At 64.0% G+C, this 16996-nt stretch carries 16 protein-coding genes; 8 read left to right on the top strand and 8 right to left on the bottom strand.

Features of this window, described 5'->3' with window-relative positions:
* Positions 1-222: 222 nt before the first annotated feature.
* The 6 genes from P3S72_RS17705 to P3S72_RS17680 all read right to left on the bottom strand — a co-directional run bounded on the left by P3S72_RS17705 (position 223) and on the right by P3S72_RS17680 (position 7565).
* Positions 223-1623 carry a sigma 54-interacting transcriptional regulator gene (locus tag P3S72_RS17705; protein WP_276193362.1) on the bottom strand — a complete coding sequence of 467 codons (1401 nt, stop codon included), beginning with the start codon at positions 1621-1623 and terminating at the stop codon, positions 223-225.
* Positions 1620-3200 carry an ABC transporter ATP-binding protein gene (locus tag P3S72_RS17700; RefSeq protein WP_276193361.1) on the bottom strand — a complete coding sequence of 527 codons (1581 nt, stop codon included), beginning with the start codon at positions 3198-3200 and terminating at the stop codon, positions 1620-1622. The genes P3S72_RS17705 and P3S72_RS17700 overlap by 4 nt, the downstream gene beginning before the upstream one ends.
* A gap of 10 nt (positions 3201-3210) precedes the next feature.
* Complete coding sequence (locus tag P3S72_RS17695; protein WP_276193360.1) at positions 3211-4233, bottom strand: ABC transporter permease; 1023 nt, start codon at positions 4231-4233, stop codon at positions 3211-3213.
* The gene (locus tag P3S72_RS17690) at positions 4233-5294 is read right to left on the bottom strand and encodes a microcin C ABC transporter permease YejB (RefSeq protein ID WP_253395218.1); all 1062 of its coding nucleotides are present in this window, start codon (positions 5292-5294) and stop codon (positions 4233-4235) included. The genes P3S72_RS17695 and P3S72_RS17690 overlap by 1 nt, the downstream gene beginning before the upstream one ends.
* Positions 5294-7153: an extracellular solute-binding protein gene (locus P3S72_RS17685; RefSeq protein ID WP_276193359.1), complete on the bottom strand. Its 1860-nt coding sequence runs from the start codon at positions 7151-7153 to the stop codon at positions 5294-5296. The genes P3S72_RS17690 and P3S72_RS17685 overlap by 1 nt, the downstream gene beginning before the upstream one ends.
* A gap of 130 nt (positions 7154-7283) precedes the next feature.
* Positions 7284-7565, bottom strand: coding sequence for a peptidylprolyl isomerase (locus tag P3S72_RS17680; protein ID WP_276193358.1), 282 nt, complete (start codon positions 7563-7565; stop codon positions 7284-7286).
* 161 nt (positions 7566-7726) lie between these two features.
* Here P3S72_RS17680 and P3S72_RS17675 point away from each other — a divergent pair, with 161 nt between their 5' ends.
* The 8 genes from P3S72_RS17675 to P3S72_RS17640 all read left to right on the top strand — a co-directional run bounded on the left by P3S72_RS17675 (position 7727) and on the right by P3S72_RS17640 (position 14329).
* The gene (locus P3S72_RS17675; protein WP_276193357.1) at positions 7727-8917 is read left to right on the top strand and encodes an NnrS family protein; all 1191 of its coding nucleotides are present in this window, start codon (positions 7727-7729) and stop codon (positions 8915-8917) included.
* A 9-nt stretch (positions 8918-8926) separates the two neighbouring features.
* A complete protein-coding gene (locus P3S72_RS17670; RefSeq protein ID WP_276193356.1) occupies positions 8927-9346 on the top strand; it encodes a hypothetical protein in 420 nt (139 codons plus the stop codon).
* Between the two features lie 100 nt (positions 9347-9446).
* Positions 9447-10094, top strand: coding sequence for a pyridoxamine 5'-phosphate oxidase (pdxH, locus tag P3S72_RS17665; protein WP_276193355.1), 648 nt, complete (start codon positions 9447-9449; stop codon positions 10092-10094).
* Between the two features lie 84 nt (positions 10095-10178).
* Positions 10179-10733 (top strand): molybdenum cofactor biosynthesis protein B, encoded by a 555-nt coding sequence (gene moaB, locus P3S72_RS17660; protein ID WP_276193354.1) that lies wholly within the window; start codon positions 10179-10181, stop codon positions 10731-10733.
* Positions 10730-11962: a gephyrin-like molybdotransferase Glp gene (gene glp, locus P3S72_RS17655; protein WP_276193353.1), complete on the top strand. Its 1233-nt coding sequence runs from the start codon at positions 10730-10732 to the stop codon at positions 11960-11962. Before moaB ends, glp begins: the two co-directional genes overlap by 4 nt.
* Before the next feature lie 9 nt (positions 11963-11971).
* Positions 11972-12967 (top strand): peptidase U32 family protein, encoded by a 996-nt coding sequence (locus tag P3S72_RS17650; protein ID WP_276193351.1) that lies wholly within the window; start codon positions 11972-11974, stop codon positions 12965-12967.
* 10 nt (positions 12968-12977) lie between these two features.
* Positions 12978-13868, top strand: a complete 891-nt coding sequence (locus P3S72_RS17645) for a U32 family peptidase (protein WP_276193350.1) — start codon at positions 12978-12980, stop codon at positions 13866-13868.
* Positions 13862-14329: an SCP2 sterol-binding domain-containing protein gene (locus P3S72_RS17640; protein ID WP_276193349.1), complete on the top strand. Its 468-nt coding sequence runs from the start codon at positions 13862-13864 to the stop codon at positions 14327-14329. The genes P3S72_RS17645 and P3S72_RS17640 overlap by 7 nt, the downstream gene beginning before the upstream one ends.
* Positions 14330-14369: 40 nt before the next feature.
* Here P3S72_RS17640 and P3S72_RS17635 read toward each other — a convergent pair whose 3' ends face one another.
* Together P3S72_RS17635 and P3S72_RS17630 are read right to left on the bottom strand one after the other, a co-directional pair.
* Positions 14370-15974: an ABC transporter ATP-binding protein gene (locus P3S72_RS17635; protein ID WP_276193347.1), complete on the bottom strand. Its 1605-nt coding sequence runs from the start codon at positions 15972-15974 to the stop codon at positions 14370-14372.
* Position 15975: 1 nt separating this feature from the next.
* Entirely contained in the window at positions 15976-16995 is a 1020-nt protein-coding gene (locus tag P3S72_RS17630; protein ID WP_276193346.1) for an ABC transporter permease, read from the bottom strand.
* Position 16996 lies beyond the last annotated feature (1 nt).

The following is a 16996-nucleotide window of genomic DNA, read 5'->3' as shown; positions in this document are numbered from 1 at the left end:
TGTGTGCCATGTTCATAACCTATTGAAAAACATAGATATTCACGTACACATGAACAAACTTTCCAGATTTAGTCTCAATCTAGAGACAAAAACAGATCAAAGGTGGGAGGGGGCTTGCCCCCGATAGCGGTGGGTCTGCAAAGAATAGGCTGACTGAGGCACTGCCATCGGGGGCAAGCCCCCTCCCACAAGGATTGTCTTTGTATTGAGATTTGTGTCTCTTTATTGAGATGTGGCCAGGCCCAGCGCGACCATTTTCTTGTACAAGGTCGACCTGCCCAGCCCCAAGCGCTGGGCCGCGTCCACCACATTCCCGTCGCAGGCCTTGAGCGCCGCCCCAATCACCTGCCGATCAAAGCGCTCGCGCGCCGCCGCAAACGTCTCGCCCTCGACGGTCTCCAGCGCCCCGCGCGCCACCGGGCTGAACGTGCCGATGGCGGCGCGAATCTCTGCTGCATCCAGTACAAGGTCATCGCTCAACAACGCCGCGCGCTCCAGCACGTTGCGCAGCTCGCGGATATTCCCCGGCCACGCATGCTGCGCCAACAACGCCAGGGCCTCGCGATCCAGTTCGTGGTGGCTGCGCAGTTCTTCGAGGATCGCTTCGCTCAACGCCGGAATATCCTCCAGCCGCTCGCGCAACGGTGGCACCCGGATCGGCAGCACATTCAACCGGTAATACAGGTCCGCCCGAAACTCGCCGCGTTTGATCGCCGCTTCCAGGTCCATGGACGTGGCGGCAATCACGCGCACATCGCTGTGCAGCATCTCGTTGGAGCCGACCGGTTCGTATTCCTTCTCCTGTAACACCCGCAGCAGCTTGCTTTGCAGCGGCAGGGGCATGTCGCCGATTTCATCGAGAAACAGCGTGCCGCCCTGGGCGATCTGCAACTTGCCGGGGCGGCCTTTGCGATCGGCGCCGGTAAACGCACCGGGCGCGGTGCCGAAGAACTCGGCCTCGAGCAGGTCATGGGGAATGGCTGCGCTGTTGATGCTGACAAATGCTTTGTGCGCGCGTGTTGAGGCGCCGTGGATCGCCTGGGCCAGCAACTCCTTGCCGGTGCCGGTTTCGCCGAGCAGCAATACCGGCGACTCGGCGCTCGCGCTGCGCCGCGCACGGCGTTTGACTTCCAAACTGGCGGCGCTGGTGCCGATAAAGTGCGCAAAGGTGTACTTGCTCTGGCGCGAACGCAGCAGCGAGCGGGTCGACGCCAGCTCCTGCTGCATGCTCAGGTAACGCTCGATCAGCGGCGACAGGTTGCGCAGCTCATCGAACAGCGCAAAGCCGATGGCGCCGATCACCGCGCCGGCGTCGTTGTGGATCGGCAGGCGCATCACCACCAGCGGTCCCTTGGGCGTGTCCTGAATATCCAGCAGGATCGGCAGGTCTGTGCTCACCACCTGGCGTAGCAGGCTGTTGGAGATGACTTTTTCGCAGGGTTGGCCGATGGCTTCGTCGGCGCTTTTAAGGCCGAAGCGCTTAGCGTAGCGCTCGTTCATCCACACGATGTTGGCGTCGCGGTCGACGATCACCGTGCCTTCGCTGGACTGCTCGATGATCTCGAACAGCGACCGAATGGCCAGGCCGCGAACCTGTTGGTAGTCCTTGAGGCTGGTACTCATCTCGACAATCCGAGGGCGGCCGCCAGCAACTCCTGGGTGTAGGGGTGCTGCGGCGATGTGAATACGTCATGGCTGGCGCCACGCTCCACGACCTTGCCGTCTTTGATCACGATCATGTCGTGGGCCATGGCGCGGACCACGGCCAGGTCATGGCTGATAAACAGGTAGGTCAGGCCGTATTTGTCCTGCAGTTCGCGCAGCAACGCCACCACTTGCTTCTGCACCGTGCGGTCGAGGGCTGAGGTGGGCTCGTCGAGCAGCATCAACGCGGGCCTGAGCACCAGGGCGCGGGCGATGGCAATGCGTTGGCGCTGGCCACCGGAAAACTCGTGGGGGTAGCGATGCCGGCTGGCCGGGTCGAGGCCGACGTCCTTGAGCACCTGGATCACCTGCGCGTCACGCTCGGCAAGGCTGCACGGCGCATGCACTTCCAGGCCTTCGCTGATGATCTGCTGCACCGACATGCGCGGGCTGAGGCTGCCGTAAGGGTCCTGAAACACCACCTGCATCTGCTTGCGCCATGGGCGCATCTGCTGGTGATTGAGCGGGTCGAGGGCCACCCCCTGGAAGCGGATGCTGCCGGTGGAGTCCAGCAGGCGCAGGATCGCCTGGCCCAGGGTGGATTTACCCGAGCCCGACTCACCGACGATGCCCAGGGTCTTGCCGCGCTGCACGCTGAGGCTGATGCCGTCCACCGCGCGCAGGTAAGTCTTGCGCTGAAACAGGCCGCCGCCGAGGGGGAATTGCACGCTCAGGTCGTCCACCTGCAACACCGTTTCACGCGCTTCGCTGCACAGCGCCTCGCCCGCCGGTTCAGCATCCAGCAGCAAGCGGCTGTAGGGGTGTTGCGGCGCGGTGAACAAGGTCTCGCAGTCGGCCTGCTCGACGATCTCGCCGGTATGCATCACGCACACCCGCTGCGCCATGCTGCGCACCAGGTTGAGGTCGTGGCTGATCAGCAGCAGCGACATGCCCAAGCGTTGTTGCAAGGACTTGAGCAGCAGCAGGATCTTGCGCTGCACGGTCACGTCTAGCGCGGTGGTGGGCTCGTCGGCGATCAGCAGTTCCGGCTCGCAGGCCAGGGCCATGGCAATCATCACGCGTTGACGTTGGCCGCCGGAGAGTTGGTGCGGATAGGCCTTGAGCCGTTCCTCGGGCTTCTGGATACCGACCAGTTCCAGCAGTTCGAGGATGCGTGCCTGCGCCGCCTTGCCGCCCAGGCCCTTGTGCAACAGCAGGGTTTCGCCGATCTGCTTTTCGATGCTGTGCAGCGGGTTGAGGGAGGTCATCGGCTCCTGGAAGATTATGGCGATGCGGTCGCCGCGCAGCTTTTGCAAGGTGGCGGGCGACGCACCGATCAATTCCTGGCCGCGATAGCGCACGGAGCCGCGGGTTTGCGTGCCGGCTTCGGGCAGCAATTGCAGGATCGAAAGGGCCGTCACCGACTTGCCCGAGCCCGACTCGCCGACCAGCGCCAGGCACTCGCCGGGGCGTACATCCAGGCTCAGGTTGTGCACCACGGTCTGGCCGCTGAAGGCGACGCAGAGGTCGCGGATCTCGATCAGGTTGTCGCTCATACGGACTCACTCATGAACGGGGGTCGAAGGCATCACGCAACGCCTCGCCGATAAATACCAGCAGCGACAGGATCAGCGCCAAGGTGAAAAACGCCGTCAGGCCCAACCATGGCGCTTGCAGGTTCTGCTTGCCCTGGGCGATCAACTCACCCAACGACGCGCTGCCTGCCGGCATGCCGAAGCCGAGGAAATCCAGGGCGCTCAAGGTGGAAATCGCACCAGTCAAAATGAACGGCAGGTAGCTCAGGGTGGCCGTCATGGCATTGGGCAGGATATGCCGGCGAATGATCTTGGCGTCACCCAAACCCAACGCCCGCGCCGCCTTGACGTACTCCAGGTTGCGCCCGCGCAGGAACTCGGCGCGCACCACATCCACCAGGGCCAGCCAGGAGAACAGCGCCATGATCCCCAGCAGCCACCAGAAGTTCGGTTCGACAAAACCGGACAGGATGATCAGCAGGTACAGCACCGGCAACCCGGACCACACTTCCAGGAGGCGTTGGCCGAGCAAGTCGACCCAGCCGCCGTAGTAACCCTGCAACGCGCCGGAGGCGATGCCGATGCTCGCACTGATCACCGTGAGCGCCAGGGCGAACAGGATCGACACCCGCGCGCCGAAGATCACCCGCGCCAGTACGTCGCGCGACTGGTCGTCGGTGCCCAGCCAGTTCACCGCTGAAGGCGGGCTGGGGGCGGGGCGGGTCAGCTCGTAGTTGGGCGTGTCATCGCTGAACGGCACCGGCGGGAACAGCATCCAGCCGCCGTCCTGCTTGATCAGCTTCTGCACGTAGTCGCTGCGATAATCCGCCTGGAATGGCAATTGCCCGCCGAACTGCTGTTCGGTGTAGCGCTTGAACACCGGGAAATACAGCTCGTTCTGGTAGCTGAGCACCAGCGGCTTGTCGTTGGCGATCAACTCGCCGCCCAGGGTCAGGATAAACAGGCCGATAAACAGCCACAGCGACCACCAGCCGCGCCGGTTTTTCTTGAACCGTTCGAAACGCCGGCGGGCCACGGGAGACAGATTGAGCATCAGGCGTTCCTCGCGGCGAAGTCGATACGCGGGTCCACCAGGGTGTAGCAGAGGTCGCCGATCAGTTTTATCAGGAGGCCGAACAGGGTGAAGATAAACAACGAGCCAAACACCACCGGATAGTCGCGGGACACGGCGGCTTCGTAGCTCATGCGCCCGAGGCCATCGAGGGAGAAGATCACTTCGATCAGCAGCGAGCCGGCAAAGAACACGCTGATAAACGCCTGGGGAATCCCCGAAATCACCAGCAGCATCGCATTGCGGAACACATGGCCGTACAGCACGCGGCGTTCGCTCAAGCCTTTGGCGCGGGCGGTGACTACGTACTGGCGCGTGATCTCATTGAGGAACGAGTTTTTCGTCAGGATGGTCAGCGTGGCGAAGCCGCCAATCACCAGCGCCGTGACCGGCAAGACCAGGTGCCAGAAGTAGTCGGCGATCTTGCCCACTGTGCTCAGCTCGTCGAAGTTTTCCGAGACCAGGCCGCGCACCGGGAACCAGTTCAGCGACGTGCCGCCGGCGAACACCACGATCAGGAACATCGCAAACAGGAACGCCGGCATCGCATAGCCGATCACGATCGCGGTGCTGCTCCACACATCGAAGCTGCTGCCATGGCGCACCGCCTTGCGAATCCCCAAAGGGATCGACACCAGGTAGGTGATCAGCGTGGCCCACAGGCCGAGCGAGATGGTGACTGGCATTTTTTCCAGGATCAGGTCGGTGACTGTCGCGCCGCGAAAAAAGCTATTGCCGAAGTCCAGTTGGGCGTAGCTCTTGAGCATCAGCCACAGGCGTTCCGGTGCCGGCTTGTCGAAGCCGTATTGTTTTTCGATGTCCTTGATCAGTTTCGGGTCCAGGCCCCGGCTGGCCCGCGAGCCGCTGCTGAGGCCTTCGCCTGCGGAGCCGCCGATGGCACCGCCGCCGATGCCTTGCAGGTGGGCGATCGCCTGTTCCACCGGCCCGCCGGGCGCGGCCTGTACGATCACGAAGTTGACCAGCAGGATGATCACCAGCGTCGGGATGATCAACAGCAGGCGGCGCACGATATAGGCAAACATCAGTGGGCCCCTCCGCGTTTTTTAAGCTGCGCGTTCATTTGTTCGTTCGTCAGTGGTGTGGGGCTGATTTCCCACCAGGTTTCCAGGGCTTCGTCATTTTTCGCCTCGATGGCTGGGCGCCCGAAGCGGTTCCACCACGCGGCAGAGGTGCCGGGCGGGTAGTAGTTGGGGATCCACAGGTAGTTCCATTGCAGCACGCGGTCCAGGGCATGGGCGTAGGTGAGCATCTGCGCCTGGGTGTTGGCCTTGACCAGGCCTTTGATCAGGCTGTCGATGGCCGGGTCCTTGAGCACCGTGTAGTTGTTGGCGCCCGGGTCGAACGCGGCGGCGGAGCCGAAGTAGTTGTACAGCTCCATCCCCGGCGACATGGTGACCGGGAAACCGGTGACGATCATGTCGTAGTCCCGTGTCATCAGCCGGTTGACGTACTGCGAGGCGTCGATGCGGCGGATGTTCAGGGTGATGCCGATCTGTGCCAGGTTGCGCTTGTACGGCAGCAACAGACGTTCCAGGCCGGCCTGGGCATTGAGGAAGGTGAACGCCAGCGGCTCGCCCTCGGCGTTGACCAGCTTGTCGCCGTCGGGTTTCCAGCCGGCTTCTTCCAGCAGGGCCAGGGCTTGCAGTTGCTTGTCGCGGATCATGCCGCTGCCGTCGGTGACCGGTGCCTTGAAAACCTGGGTGAACACCTCGTCGGGCACCTGGCCGCGCAGGGGTTCGAGGATCGCCAGTTCTTCTGGGGTCGGCAATTGGCTCGCGGCCAACGGGCTATTGGAGAAGTAGCTCTGCTGGCGGATGTACAGGTTGCGCATCATCTGCCGGTTGGCCCATTCGAAATCCCACAGCATCGCCAGGGCCTGGCGCACGCGGCGGTCCTTGAACATCGGGTTCTGCACGTTGAACACGTAGCCCTGGGCCGGTTGCGGCATCTCTTTGGCCAGGTGCGCCCGTTGCAGGCGACCGTCATCCAGCGCCGGGCCGTTGTAGCCGATGGAGTAGCCGGTGGCGGAGAACTCGCGGTTGAAGTCATACGCGCCGCCACGCAGCACCTGGCGCGCCACTTCGGTGTCGCCGAAATATTCCAGGCTCAGGTGATCGAAGTTGTACAGGCCACGGCTGACCGGTAAGTCCTTGCCCCACCAGTCAGGGTTGCGGGTAAAGGTGATGGTGCTGCCCGCGTCGATCTTGCTGACTTTGTACGGGCCGCTGCCCAGCGGCGCTTCGTAGCCGCCGCCGTTGGCAAAGTCGCGGGTTTTCCACCAGTGCTCGGGGAACACCGGCAGGGTGGCGATATCCAGCGGCAGCGTGCGGTTTTCATCGCTGGAAAAATCGAAGCGCACCTGGCGCTCGCCTTCGACTTCGACGTGTTTGACGTCAGCAAACAGCGTGCGAAAGTGCAGGCTGCCCTGGGTCATCAGCAAATCGAAGCTATAGCGCACGTCTTCGGCGGTGATCGGTGTGCCATCGGCGAACCGTGCCTTGGGGTTGAGGTAGAAGCGCAGCGACAGGCCGTCGTCCGCACGCTCCATCTTCTCGGCGACCAGGCCGTAAACGGTGTACGGCTCATCCAGCGAGCGCAGTGCCAGCGGCGAATACACCCAGCCGTCGATCTGGGACACGCCGATGCCTTTGTCGATATACGGCAGCACATGGTCGAAGCGCCCGATCTCGATGGCCGAACGCCGTAGGCTGCCGCCCTTGGGTGCGTTGGGGTTGGCATAGTCGAAATGGGTGAAGTTGGCGGCATATTTGGCCGGTTCGCCATACACCGTCAGGTAGGGTTGCGGGGCTGCGATCACAGCGGTACTGGCCAGCAGCAGGGCCAGGGTGGAGCTAAATAGAGTCGAAAAAACCAGTCGCATTATCAGCCTTGAGCGCCGGGTGAAGAAGAATAGGGATTTGTACGCTAACGGCCTGTGCATCGCCAGTCATCCCATGCACAACGGCCCACCAAAAGGCGGGCCGTTGTTTCAAACATCAGCGCGGACTGAATCAGTCCTGACGGCTGGTGACTTCCAGCAGGTGATAACCGAACTGGGTTTTCACCGGGCCTTGCACCGTGTTGACCGGGGCGCTGAACACCACGGCGTCGAATTCTTTAACCATCTGGCCTGGACCGAACGAACCCAGGTCGCCGCCTTGACGGCTGGATGGGCAGGTGGAATTGGCTTTGGCAACGTCTGCGAAATCGGCGCCGCCTTCGATCTGGGTCTTGAGTTCATTGCACTTGTCTTCGGTGGCAACGAGGATGTGACGGGCGGTGGCTTTGGCCATGGGAATTAACTCCTTGAGTAAAAACGGTGAGCGTACCGGATTCAGGCGGTTATTTCCCGGCAAAGTTCCCCTGTTCGTGGCGGGCGTGCTTGATCTACGACAAGGGCAAAGCGCAGGCGGCGGCGCAAGATTGTCGCATTCATCCGTTCAGGAGCCGTGCTATGCAAGTGCTCGATCGACGCAAGGCCATGGCGATTCCCCCATTGTTTCGCCTGGCGTTCCGCCCGTTTTTCCTTGGCGCCTGCCTGCTGGCGGTGCTGGCAATTCCCCTGTGGCTGTTCGCCCTGAGCGGCGCCACCGGTACTTGGCAACCGGCCGGAGGCTGGTTGGCCTGGCACCGGCATGAGCTGCTGTTCGGCTTTGGCGTGGCGATCATCGCCGGTTTTTTGCTGACGGCGGTGCAAACCTGGACCGGCCGCCCCGGCGTCAGTGGCGCGCCCCTGGCGCTGCTCGCCGGTCTATGGCTGGCGGCGCGCCTGGGTTGGTTGGTTAACCTGCCATGGCCGCTGTTGGCGGTGCTGGAGCTGAGTTTTCCGCTGGCCGTGGCCGGGGTGATGGGCTGGACGCTGTGGACGGTCAGGCAAACCCGCAACTACCCGATTGTACTGGTGCTGGGCCTGCTCGCCGTGGCAGACGCGTTGGCGCTCTATGGGGTGCTGCGCCAAGACGAAGGCACGCAGCGCCAGGCGGTGCTCACCGGTCTGTGGTTGGTGGCGGCGATGATGGGGCTGATCGGCGGCCGGGTGATTCCGTTCTTTACCCAGCGTGGCCTGGGCCGGGTCGATGGGGTCAAGCCGTGGCCGTGGCTGGACCGCGTATTGCTCGGCGGTTCGATTCTGATAGCGTTGCTCTACGCCAGCGGGCTGGCGGTGTTCCCCAGTGGCTGGAGCGGCGCGCTGTTCGCCGTGCTTGGCCTGGGCCACCTGCTGCGCCTGGTGCGCTGGCATGACCGTGGCCTGTGGCGCGTGCCGCTGCTGTGGTCGCTGCACCTGGCATATGCATGGTTGGCTGTGGCCTGCCTGGGTATGGCGCTGTGGCATTTCGGCGCGCCGCTCAACCCGAGCCTGGCCGTGCATGCGCTGACGGTCGGCGCCATGGCCGGGATGATCCTGGCGATGCTGGCGCGGGTCAGCCTGGGCCATACCGGTCGGCCGTTGCAGCCGCCGGGCGGGATGACCCTGGCGTTTGCACTGTTGAACCTGGCCGCAGTCTGCCGGGTGGTGCTGGTGTTAATCTGGCCCGTGGCGGCGTTGTGGCTGGCGGGGATTTGCTGGACGGTCGGCCTGGGCCTGTACCTATGGCGTTATGCGCCGATGCTGTGGCACGCGCGGGTCGACGGGCATCCCGGTTAGGAGCATTGCATGCTGTATTCGTGGTTGTTGATCGTGCATCTGCTGGCGGCGATTGCTTTTATTGGCACGCTGTTTTTTGAAGTAATGATCTGGCACAGCGCCCGCGAGGAGTTGGCCTGGTCGGCGCGCTTCACTGCCGAACACGCCATCGCCCGGCGTTCGCGGCGGGTGCTGCATGGCGTGGTAGTGCTGCTGTATGGGGCGGGCATCGGCCTGGCCTGGCATTACCGGGGCATGCCCTGGAACAGTCATTTCGGACTGTTCCTGAGCCTGAAAATCCTGCTGGCCCTGAGCATCATCGGGCACTACCTGCTGCTGGCCTACTGGCTGACCCGCGAGCGCCTGAGCCCCAAGCGTGCGCTGTGGATACGGCGCAGCATTCTCGCGCACATGGTGGTGATCGTGGTCCTGGCGAAGTCACTGTGGTGAGCGGCCTGCGGCGCCATGCCGCGGCGGATTGTTGATCGTGATCAAGGGATAGAACCTGCGCAGTTCCCACACTGTGGCGAATTCTCTGGAGGTCCGTCCCATGCCCCTGTCCCTCGCGCAACTGCGCCGCAACTACACCCTCTACGGCCTGCGGGACGACGGTGAGCAGGACAATCCGCTGGTGTTGTTCGGTCAGTGGCTGAGCCAGGCACGCAAAACCGAAGTGCCTCCCGCCGAGGCCAACAGCATGGCCCTGGCCACGGTCGATAGCGAAGGGTGCGCCCATTGCCGCATCCTGCTGCTCAAGGGTTTCAGCGCCGAGGGCTTTGTGTTTTTTGGCAATTACCAGAGCGCCAAGGGCGATGAACTGGCGAGCAACCCCCAAGCGGCGATGACGTTTTTCTGGCCGGGCCTGGAGCGCCAGGTGCGCATTGAAGGCGCGGTCGAGCGCCTCGATCCGGCGCTGTCGGACGCCTATTTCGTCGCCCGTCCGGCCGCCAGCCAACTGGGCGCCTGGGCCTCGCCGCAGAGTCAGCCCCTGGCCCACCGCAGCGAGCTGGAAGGCTTGCTGCGTGAGGTCACCGAGCGTTTCGCCGGCCAGCAACCGCCACGGCCCGAGCATTGGGGCGGGTACTGCCTGAAGCCGCGCCGCATCGAGTTCTGGCAAGGCCGCCCTGACCGCCTGCATGACCGCCTCGACTACCGCCTGCGAGACGGCGCCTGGCAGCGCACACGGTTGGCGCCCTGACGAGGTACCTCCTTGGAGGAATAGGCCCTGCGCCCGTTGCGGCGCAGGCTGAGCGCATCTTTTTATATGGCTGGAGCCTTGATCATGGCCCATTTGACCCAACGCAGTTTTGTCTCCCTGAACATCGCCGTGCTGACCATCAGCGACACCCGCACCTTTGACACCGATACCTCCGGGCAGACCCTGGTGGACCGCCTGGAACGCGCCGGCCATGTGCTGATCGACCGTGGCCTGGTGATGGACGATATCTACCAGATCCGCGCCCGTGTCTCGCAGTGGATCGCCGACCCGCAGGTGCAAGTGGTGCTGATGACCGGCGGCACCGGCTTCACCGCCCGCGACAACACGCCACAAGCGGTGTTGCCGCTGCTGGATAAACAGGTGGACGGTTTTGGCGAGCTGTTCCGCCAGGTGTCCCTGGCGGAAATCGGCATGTCCAGCTTGCAGTCCCGTGCGCTGGCGGGCATGAGCAACGGCGTGCTGGTGTGCTGTGTGCCCGGTTCGCCCGGCGCGTGCCGTACCGCCTGGGATCAGATTCTGGTCGGTCAATTGGACAGCCGCACCGGCCCGTGCAACTTCGTTGCGCACCTCAAGCCCCAGTTCGAACAGACGCTTGGCGCCTGTGAGGCGCGGTCATGAACACCCGCGTGTGTGACAGCGGGTCGTTGATGCCGGTGGACGAGGCGATCGCGCAACTGCTGGCCCAGGCACCGCACGCGCCGTCCACCGAAGTGATCCCCCTCGGCCAGGCCGCCGGCCGCGTGATCGCCGAAGAACTGTTTTCCCCCCTCGACTTGCCGGGCTGGGACAACAGCGCCATGGACGGCTACGCCCTGCGCGCCGCCGATGTGCCGGATCAGGGCGGCTACCTGGTGTTGGCCGGGCGGATTGCCGCCGGGCACAGCAGCGACGTGCCGTTGCAGGCCGGGCAAACGGTGCGGATTTTCACCGGCGCGCCGTTGCCGCCCGGCGCCGACAGCGTGGTGCCCCAGGAGCGTTGCCGCGTTTACGGCCAGCGCATCTGGTGCCCGCCGCTGCGCCTGGGCGAACACGTGCGCAAGCGCGGTGAAGAACTGCAACGCGGGCAACGCCTGTTGCGTGTCGGCCAGCGCCTGCGCGCCCAGGAAGTCGGCCTGCTGGCGTCGGCCGGCATCCCGTGGGTCAAGGTCTATCGCCCCTTGCGCGTGTGCCTGCTGAGCAGCGGCGATGAACTGCGCGAGCCGGGCGAGTCATTGGCGCCGGGACAGATCTACAACAGCAACCGCCACCTGGTGACCGCGTTATTGCGCGGCTGGGGTGTGGAGGTGCTCGACTACGGGGTGATGGCCGACGCGCTGGCCGCCAGCCGCGACGCGTTGATCCTGGCGTCCTCCGAATGCGACCTGCTGCTGACCACCGGCGGCGTGTCGGTCGGCGAGGAGGACCATCTCAAGCAAGCCATCCAGGAGCTCGGTCGCGTGGACTTCTGGCGCCTGGCGATCCAGCCCGGCAAGCCCCTGGCGTTTGGCGAAGTCGCGGGCAAACCGTGGATCGGCCTGCCCGGCAACCCGTCCGCCGCGCTGATTACCACGTTGGTGGTGGTGCGTCCGTTCCTGTTGCGCGCCCAGGGTGTCGAGCGCGTATTACCGGTGCCGATCCAGGTGCCGGCCGGGTTTGAATGGCCCACCCCCAACAAGCGTCGCCAGTACCTGCGCGCGCGCTTGAGCCCGGGCGAGGATGGGCAATTGCGCGCCGTCCTGCACCCCCAGCAAAGCTCGGCAATGCTCACCGCCGCCTGCTGGGCCGATGGCCTGGTGATCGTCGAGCCCGAGCAAGTGCTGCTCAAGGACGCACCGGTGCCTTTCCTGTCTTTCGCCGAGTTTCAATGAGGAGTCTCCATGCAACTGGTCTGCCCGGCAGGCAACCTGCCTGCGCTCAAAGCCGCGGTGCGCCAAGGCGCCGATGCGGTGTATGTCGGTTTTCGCGATGACACCAATGCCCGGCATTTCGCCGGGCTGAACATGGACGACAAACAGTTCGACGCCGCCGTCGCCCATATCCGCCAGCACCAGCGCAAGCTGTATGTGGCGGTCAACACCTACCCGCAACCGAAGATCTGGTCACGCTGGCAGCGCGCCGTCGACCGCGCGGCCGATCATGGCGTGGATGCGCTGATCGCCGGCGACCCCGGTGTGCTCGGTTACGCCGCTGCGCGCCATCCGCAAATGGCGTTGCACTTGTCGGTGCAGGGCTCGGCCACCCATGCGGCGGCGTTGAAGTTCTACGTCGAACGTTATGGCATTCGTCGCGCGGTGCTGCCTCGGGTGCTGTCCCTGGCCCAGGTGCGGCAGGTGGCGGCGAGCAATGTGGTGCCGATCGAAGTGTTCGGCTTCGGCAGCCTGTGCATCATGGCCGAAGGGCGTTGCAACTTGTCGTCGTATATCACCGGCGAGTCGCCCAACCTGTGCGGAGTGTGTTCGCCGGCCAAGGCGGTGCGCTGGAGCGACGACGCCGATGGTCTCAGCGCACGCCTCAGTGAAGTGCTGATCGACCGCTACACCCCGGAGGAACCGGCCGGCTACCCGACCTTGTGCAAAGGCCGTTTCCTGGTCGGCGGCAAGCGCTTCCACGCCCTGGAAGAACCGACCAGCCTCGACACCCTGGACCTGTTGCCCGAACTCAGCGCCATTGGCGTGGCAGCGGTGAAGATCGAAGGCCGGCAACGCAGTCCGGCCTATGTGGAACAAGTCACCCGAGTCTGGCGTGCCGCCCTCGACGCCCACCGCAGCGCCCCGGCCAATTTTGTGGTCAGGGACCAGTGGCGCCAGGTGCTGGCCGGACTTTCCGAAGGCAGCCAGACCACCCTGGGTGCTTACCATCGCGCATGGCAGTGAGGAATTACAGATGAAACTCAGCCTGGGACCGGTGCTGTTTTATTGGGATAAGGAACACCTGGGGCGCTTCTATTCAGACATGGCCGGCTTGCCCCTGGACGTGATTTACCTGGGGGAAACCGTGTGCTCGAAACGCCGCGCGTTTTCGCTGGATCAATGGTTGGGCCTGGGCCGCGAGTTGCAGTCGTGCAGCCCGGCGCAGATCGTGCTGTCGAGCCTGACCTTGATCGAAGCCGCCTCCGAGCTGTCGAGCCTGCGCCGCCTGTGCGACAACGGCGAGGTGCTGGTTGAAGCCAACGACATGGGCGCGGTGCAGCTGCTGATCGAGCGCAAGCTGCCCTTTGTCGGCGGCCCGGCGCTCAACCTGTACAACGGCCACGCGCTGGTGCAATTGCTCGATGCGGGCATGCAGCGCTGGGTGCCGCCGGTGGAGTGCTCGCAAAGCCTGATCGCCGATGTGCTGGAGCAGGTGCGCGAACTCGGCCGACCGCTGCCCGAAGTGGAGATCTTCGCCTACGGGCATTTGCCGCTGGCGTATTCGGCCCGTTGCTTCACCGCCCGTGCGGAAAACCGGCCCAAGGACGATTGCCAGTTCTGTTGCATCAACTACCCCGATGGCATGGCCCTGACCAGTCAGGAAGGGCAACCGCTGTTCACCTTGAACGGGATTCAGACGATGTCGGCCGATGTCACCAACTTGCTCGCCGATTACCCTGGCTTGGTCGCGTGTGGCGCTGGCCTGTTGCGCCTGAGCCCACGGGCTGAGGGCATGGTCGGCGTGGTCCAGGCTTTCGATCAGGTGCGCCAGGGCGCGATGCCGCCGTTGTGCGTCGACGGCTGCAACGGCTACTGGCACGGCCAGGCCGGCATGCTGCGGGTCGAGGAGGTGGGCCTGTGTTGAGTCGCAAACAATGGCTGCTCAAGGGCGCCGATCGTTTGCTGCCGCTGGTGCGCCACGTGCCGTTCCGGGTGCAGCGCCTGGCCTTGCAGCAAGGCCTCAACCGCTGCCTGGCCGAGCCGTTGCGCGACGGCGGCTTCGACCTGCTGCGCGGGCGCTGGATGTGCCTGCGCATCCCCGACCTCGGGCTGTGCTGGTACCTGACCCTGGCGCGGGACGGTTTGCGCCTCGCCGAAAAAGCCGAGGCCCAGGTGACGATCAGTGGTAACTGGCGCGAGTTCTTGTTGCTGGCCAGTCGGCAGGAAGACCCGGACACCTTGTTCTTCCGGCGCCGCTTGGTGATTGAAGGCGATACGGAGTTGGGGCTGGGCTTGAAGAACCTGATCGACAGCCTGGACTCCGATGTGCTGCCGCCCTGGTTGTGGCGCAACCTGGAGCGGGCAGGGCGCGGGCTGGCGACCTGACGCGAGCGACCTATCCCTACGGATAGGTCACTGCCACGCGCTAAGGCGTCGGCACCAAAAACGCCGCCTCCAGCAATTGCCGGGTATAAGCATGCTGCGGGTTGGCGAAAATCGCCGGCGCATCGCCTTGTTCCACCACCTGCCCGTGCTTGACCACCATCAACTGGTGACTCAGCGCTTTCACCACGGCCAGGTCATGGCTGATGAACAGATAGGTCAGGTTGTACTTGGCCTGCAAACCGCGCAGCAGTTCCACCACTTGGCGCTGTACCGTGCGGTCGAGCGCCGAGGTCGGTTCGTCGAGCAGAATCAGGCGCGGCTTGAGTACCAGGGCGCGGGCAATGGCGATGCGTTGGCGCTGGCCGCCGGAGAACTCGTGGGGGTAGCGATGCCGCGATTGCGGGTCGAGGCCGACTTCCTTGAGCGCCGCGATAATCGCCGCTTCCTGCTCCGCCGGGCTGCCCATCTTATGGATACGCAGGCCTTCGCCGACGATCTCACTGACGCTCATGCGTGGGCTGAGGCTGCCAAACGGGTCCTGGAACACCACCTGCATTTCCCGGCGCAACGGGCGCACCTGTTGCTGGGTCAGGCGGTCGAGTTGCTGGCCTTCGAAGCGAATCCCGCCTTTGCTGGCGATCAGACGCAGGATCGCCAGGCCGAGGGTGGACTTGCCGGAGCCGCTTTCGCCGACGATGCCCAGGGTTTGCCCTTGGGGCAGGCTGAAATTGATGCCGTCCACCGCCTTGACGTAGTCGACGGTGTTGCGCAGAAAGCCTTTCTTGATCGGAAACCAGACTTTCAAATCATCGACTTCCAGCAACGGCGGCCCGGCTGCCGTGTCGGCCGGCCCACCGCTGGGTTCGGCGGCGAGCAGTTCCTGGGTGTAAGGGTGCTGCGGCGACTGGAACAAGGTTTCGCAATCGGCTTGTTCGACGATGCAACCCTGCTGCATCACGCACACCCGGTGGGCAATACGCCGCACCAGGTTCAAGTCGTGGCTGATCAACAGCAACGCCATGCCCAGGCGCGCCTGCAGTTCCTTGAGCAGTTCGAGGATCTTCAGCTGCACCGTTACGTCGAGGGCGGTGGTCGGTTCATCGGCGATCAACAGCTCCGGCTCGTTGGCCAAGGCCATGGCGATCATCACCCGTTGGCGCTGGCCGCCGGACAGTTCGTGGGGCAGGGCCTTGAGGCGTTTATGCGGCTCGGGAATGCCCACCAGTTCGAGCAACTCCAGGGTGCGTCGGGTGGCGACTTTGCCGGTCAGCCCCTTGTGCAGGCCGAGCACTTCGTTGATCTGCTTCTCGATGCAGTGCAGCGGGTTCAACGAGGTCATCGGCTCCTGGAAGATCATCGCAATGCGGTTGCCGCGAATATGCCGGATGGTTTTTTCTTTGAGGGTCAGCAGGTCCTGGCCGGCGTACTCGATGGTGCCGGCGGGGTGCCGCGCCAAGGGGTAGGGCAGCAGGCGCAGGATCGAGTGGGCGGTCACCGATTTGCCGGAGCCGCTTTCGCCGACCAGCGCCAGGGTTTCGCCGCGCTTGATGTCGAAGCTGACGTGGTTCACCACGCGCTGGTGATGCTCGCCGGTGACGAACTCGACGCAGAGGTCGCGGACTTCGATCAGATTGTCCTGATTCATCTCATTTCCTCGGGTCGAAGGCATCGCGAGCGGACTCGCCGATAAACACCAGCAAGCTCAACATGATCGCCAGCACGGCGAAGGCACTCATGCCCAGCCACGGCGCTTGCAGGTTGGATTTACCCTGGGCCACCAGCTCTCCCAGCGACGGCGAACCCGCCGGCAGGCCGAAGCCGAGGAAGTCCAGGGCGGTCAAGGTGCCGATGGCGCCGGTGAGGATGAACGGCATGAAGGTCATGGTCGAGACCATGGCATTGGGCAGGATATGCCGGAACATGATCGCGACGTTCTGCATGCCCAGTGCCCTGGCCGCACGCACATATTCCAGGTTACGCCCGCGCAGGAACTCGGCGCGGACCACGTCCACCAGGCTCATCCACGAGAACAGCAGCATGATCCCCAGCAGCCACCAGAAGTTGGGCTGTACGAAACTGGCGAGGATGATCAGCAGGTACAGCACCGGCAAGCCCGACCAGATCTCCAGGAAGCGTTGCCCGGCCAGGTCGACCCAGCCGCCATAGAAACCCTGCAGGGCACCGGCGATCACGCCGATGATCGAACTGAGCACGGTCAGGGTCAGGGCAAACAGCACCGACACACGGAAGCCGTAGATCACCCGTGCCAAGACGTCGCGGCCCTGGTCATCGGTGCCCAGCAGGTTGACCGAAGACGGCGGCGCAGGGGCCGGCACCCTCAGGTCGTAGTTGATGCTCTGGTAGCTGAACGGGATCGGCGCCCACAGCGTCCAGGCGTCCTTGGCCTTGAGCAGTTCCTGGATATACGGGCTCTTGTAGTTGGCCTCCAGGGGGAATTCGCCGCCGAAGGTGGTTTCCGGGTAGCGCTTGAGCGCCGGGAAATACCAGTCGCCGTCAAAATGCACCGCCAGCGGTTTGTCGTTGGCGATCAGCTCGGCGCCCAGGCTCAGGCCGAACAGAATCAGGAACAGCCACAGCGACCACCAGCCACGCTTGTTCGCCTTGAACCGCTCGAATCGGCGGCGATTGAGGGGGGACAGATTCATC

Origin of the sequence: Pseudomonas sp. D3, from assembly GCF_029320995.1 — a bacterium.
GTDB lineage: Bacteria > Pseudomonadota > Gammaproteobacteria > Pseudomonadales > Pseudomonadaceae > Aquipseudomonas > Aquipseudomonas paraveronii.
The sequence above is the reverse complement of the archived record's forward strand: the minus strand, read 5'-3'. Positions and strand labels throughout refer to the sequence as shown.

Coding starts and splice junctions, on each gene's coding strand:
- P3S72_RS17705 (WP_276193362.1), bottom strand. CDS start 1,623: ATGAGTACCAGCCTCAAGGACTACCAACAGGTTCGCGGCCTGGCCATT.
- P3S72_RS17700 (WP_276193361.1), bottom strand. CDS start 3,200: ATGAGCGACAACCTGATCGAGATCCGCGACCTCTGCGTCGCCTTCAGC.
- P3S72_RS17695 (WP_276193360.1), bottom strand. CDS start 4,233: ATGCTCAATCTGTCTCCCGTGGCCCGCCGGCGTTTCGAACGGTTCAAG.
- P3S72_RS17690 (WP_253395218.1), bottom strand. CDS start 5,294: ATGTTTGCCTATATCGTGCGCCGCCTGCTGTTGATCATCCCGACGCTG.
- P3S72_RS17685 (WP_276193359.1), bottom strand. CDS start 7,153: ATGCGACTGGTTTTTTCGACTCTATTTAGCTCCACCCTGGCCCTGCTG.
- P3S72_RS17680 (WP_276193358.1), bottom strand. CDS start 7,565: ATGGCCAAAGCCACCGCCCGTCACATCCTCGTTGCCACCGAAGACAAG.
- P3S72_RS17675 (WP_276193357.1), top strand. CDS start 7,727: ATGCAAGTGCTCGATCGACGCAAGGCCATGGCGATTCCCCCATTGTTT.
- P3S72_RS17670 (WP_276193356.1), top strand. CDS start 8,927: ATGCTGTATTCGTGGTTGTTGATCGTGCATCTGCTGGCGGCGATTGCT.
- pdxH (WP_276193355.1), top strand. CDS start 9,447: ATGCCCCTGTCCCTCGCGCAACTGCGCCGCAACTACACCCTCTACGGC.
- moaB (WP_276193354.1), top strand. CDS start 10,179: ATGGCCCATTTGACCCAACGCAGTTTTGTCTCCCTGAACATCGCCGTG.
- glp (WP_276193353.1), top strand. CDS start 10,730: ATGAACACCCGCGTGTGTGACAGCGGGTCGTTGATGCCGGTGGACGAG.
- P3S72_RS17650 (WP_276193351.1), top strand. CDS start 11,972: ATGCAACTGGTCTGCCCGGCAGGCAACCTGCCTGCGCTCAAAGCCGCG.
- P3S72_RS17645 (WP_276193350.1), top strand. CDS start 12,978: ATGAAACTCAGCCTGGGACCGGTGCTGTTTTATTGGGATAAGGAACAC.
- P3S72_RS17635 (WP_276193347.1), bottom strand. CDS start 15,974: ATGAATCAGGACAATCTGATCGAAGTCCGCGACCTCTGCGTCGAGTTC.
- P3S72_RS17630 (WP_276193346.1), bottom strand. CDS start 16,995: ATGAATCTGTCCCCCCTCAATCGCCGCCGATTCGAGCGGTTCAAGGCG.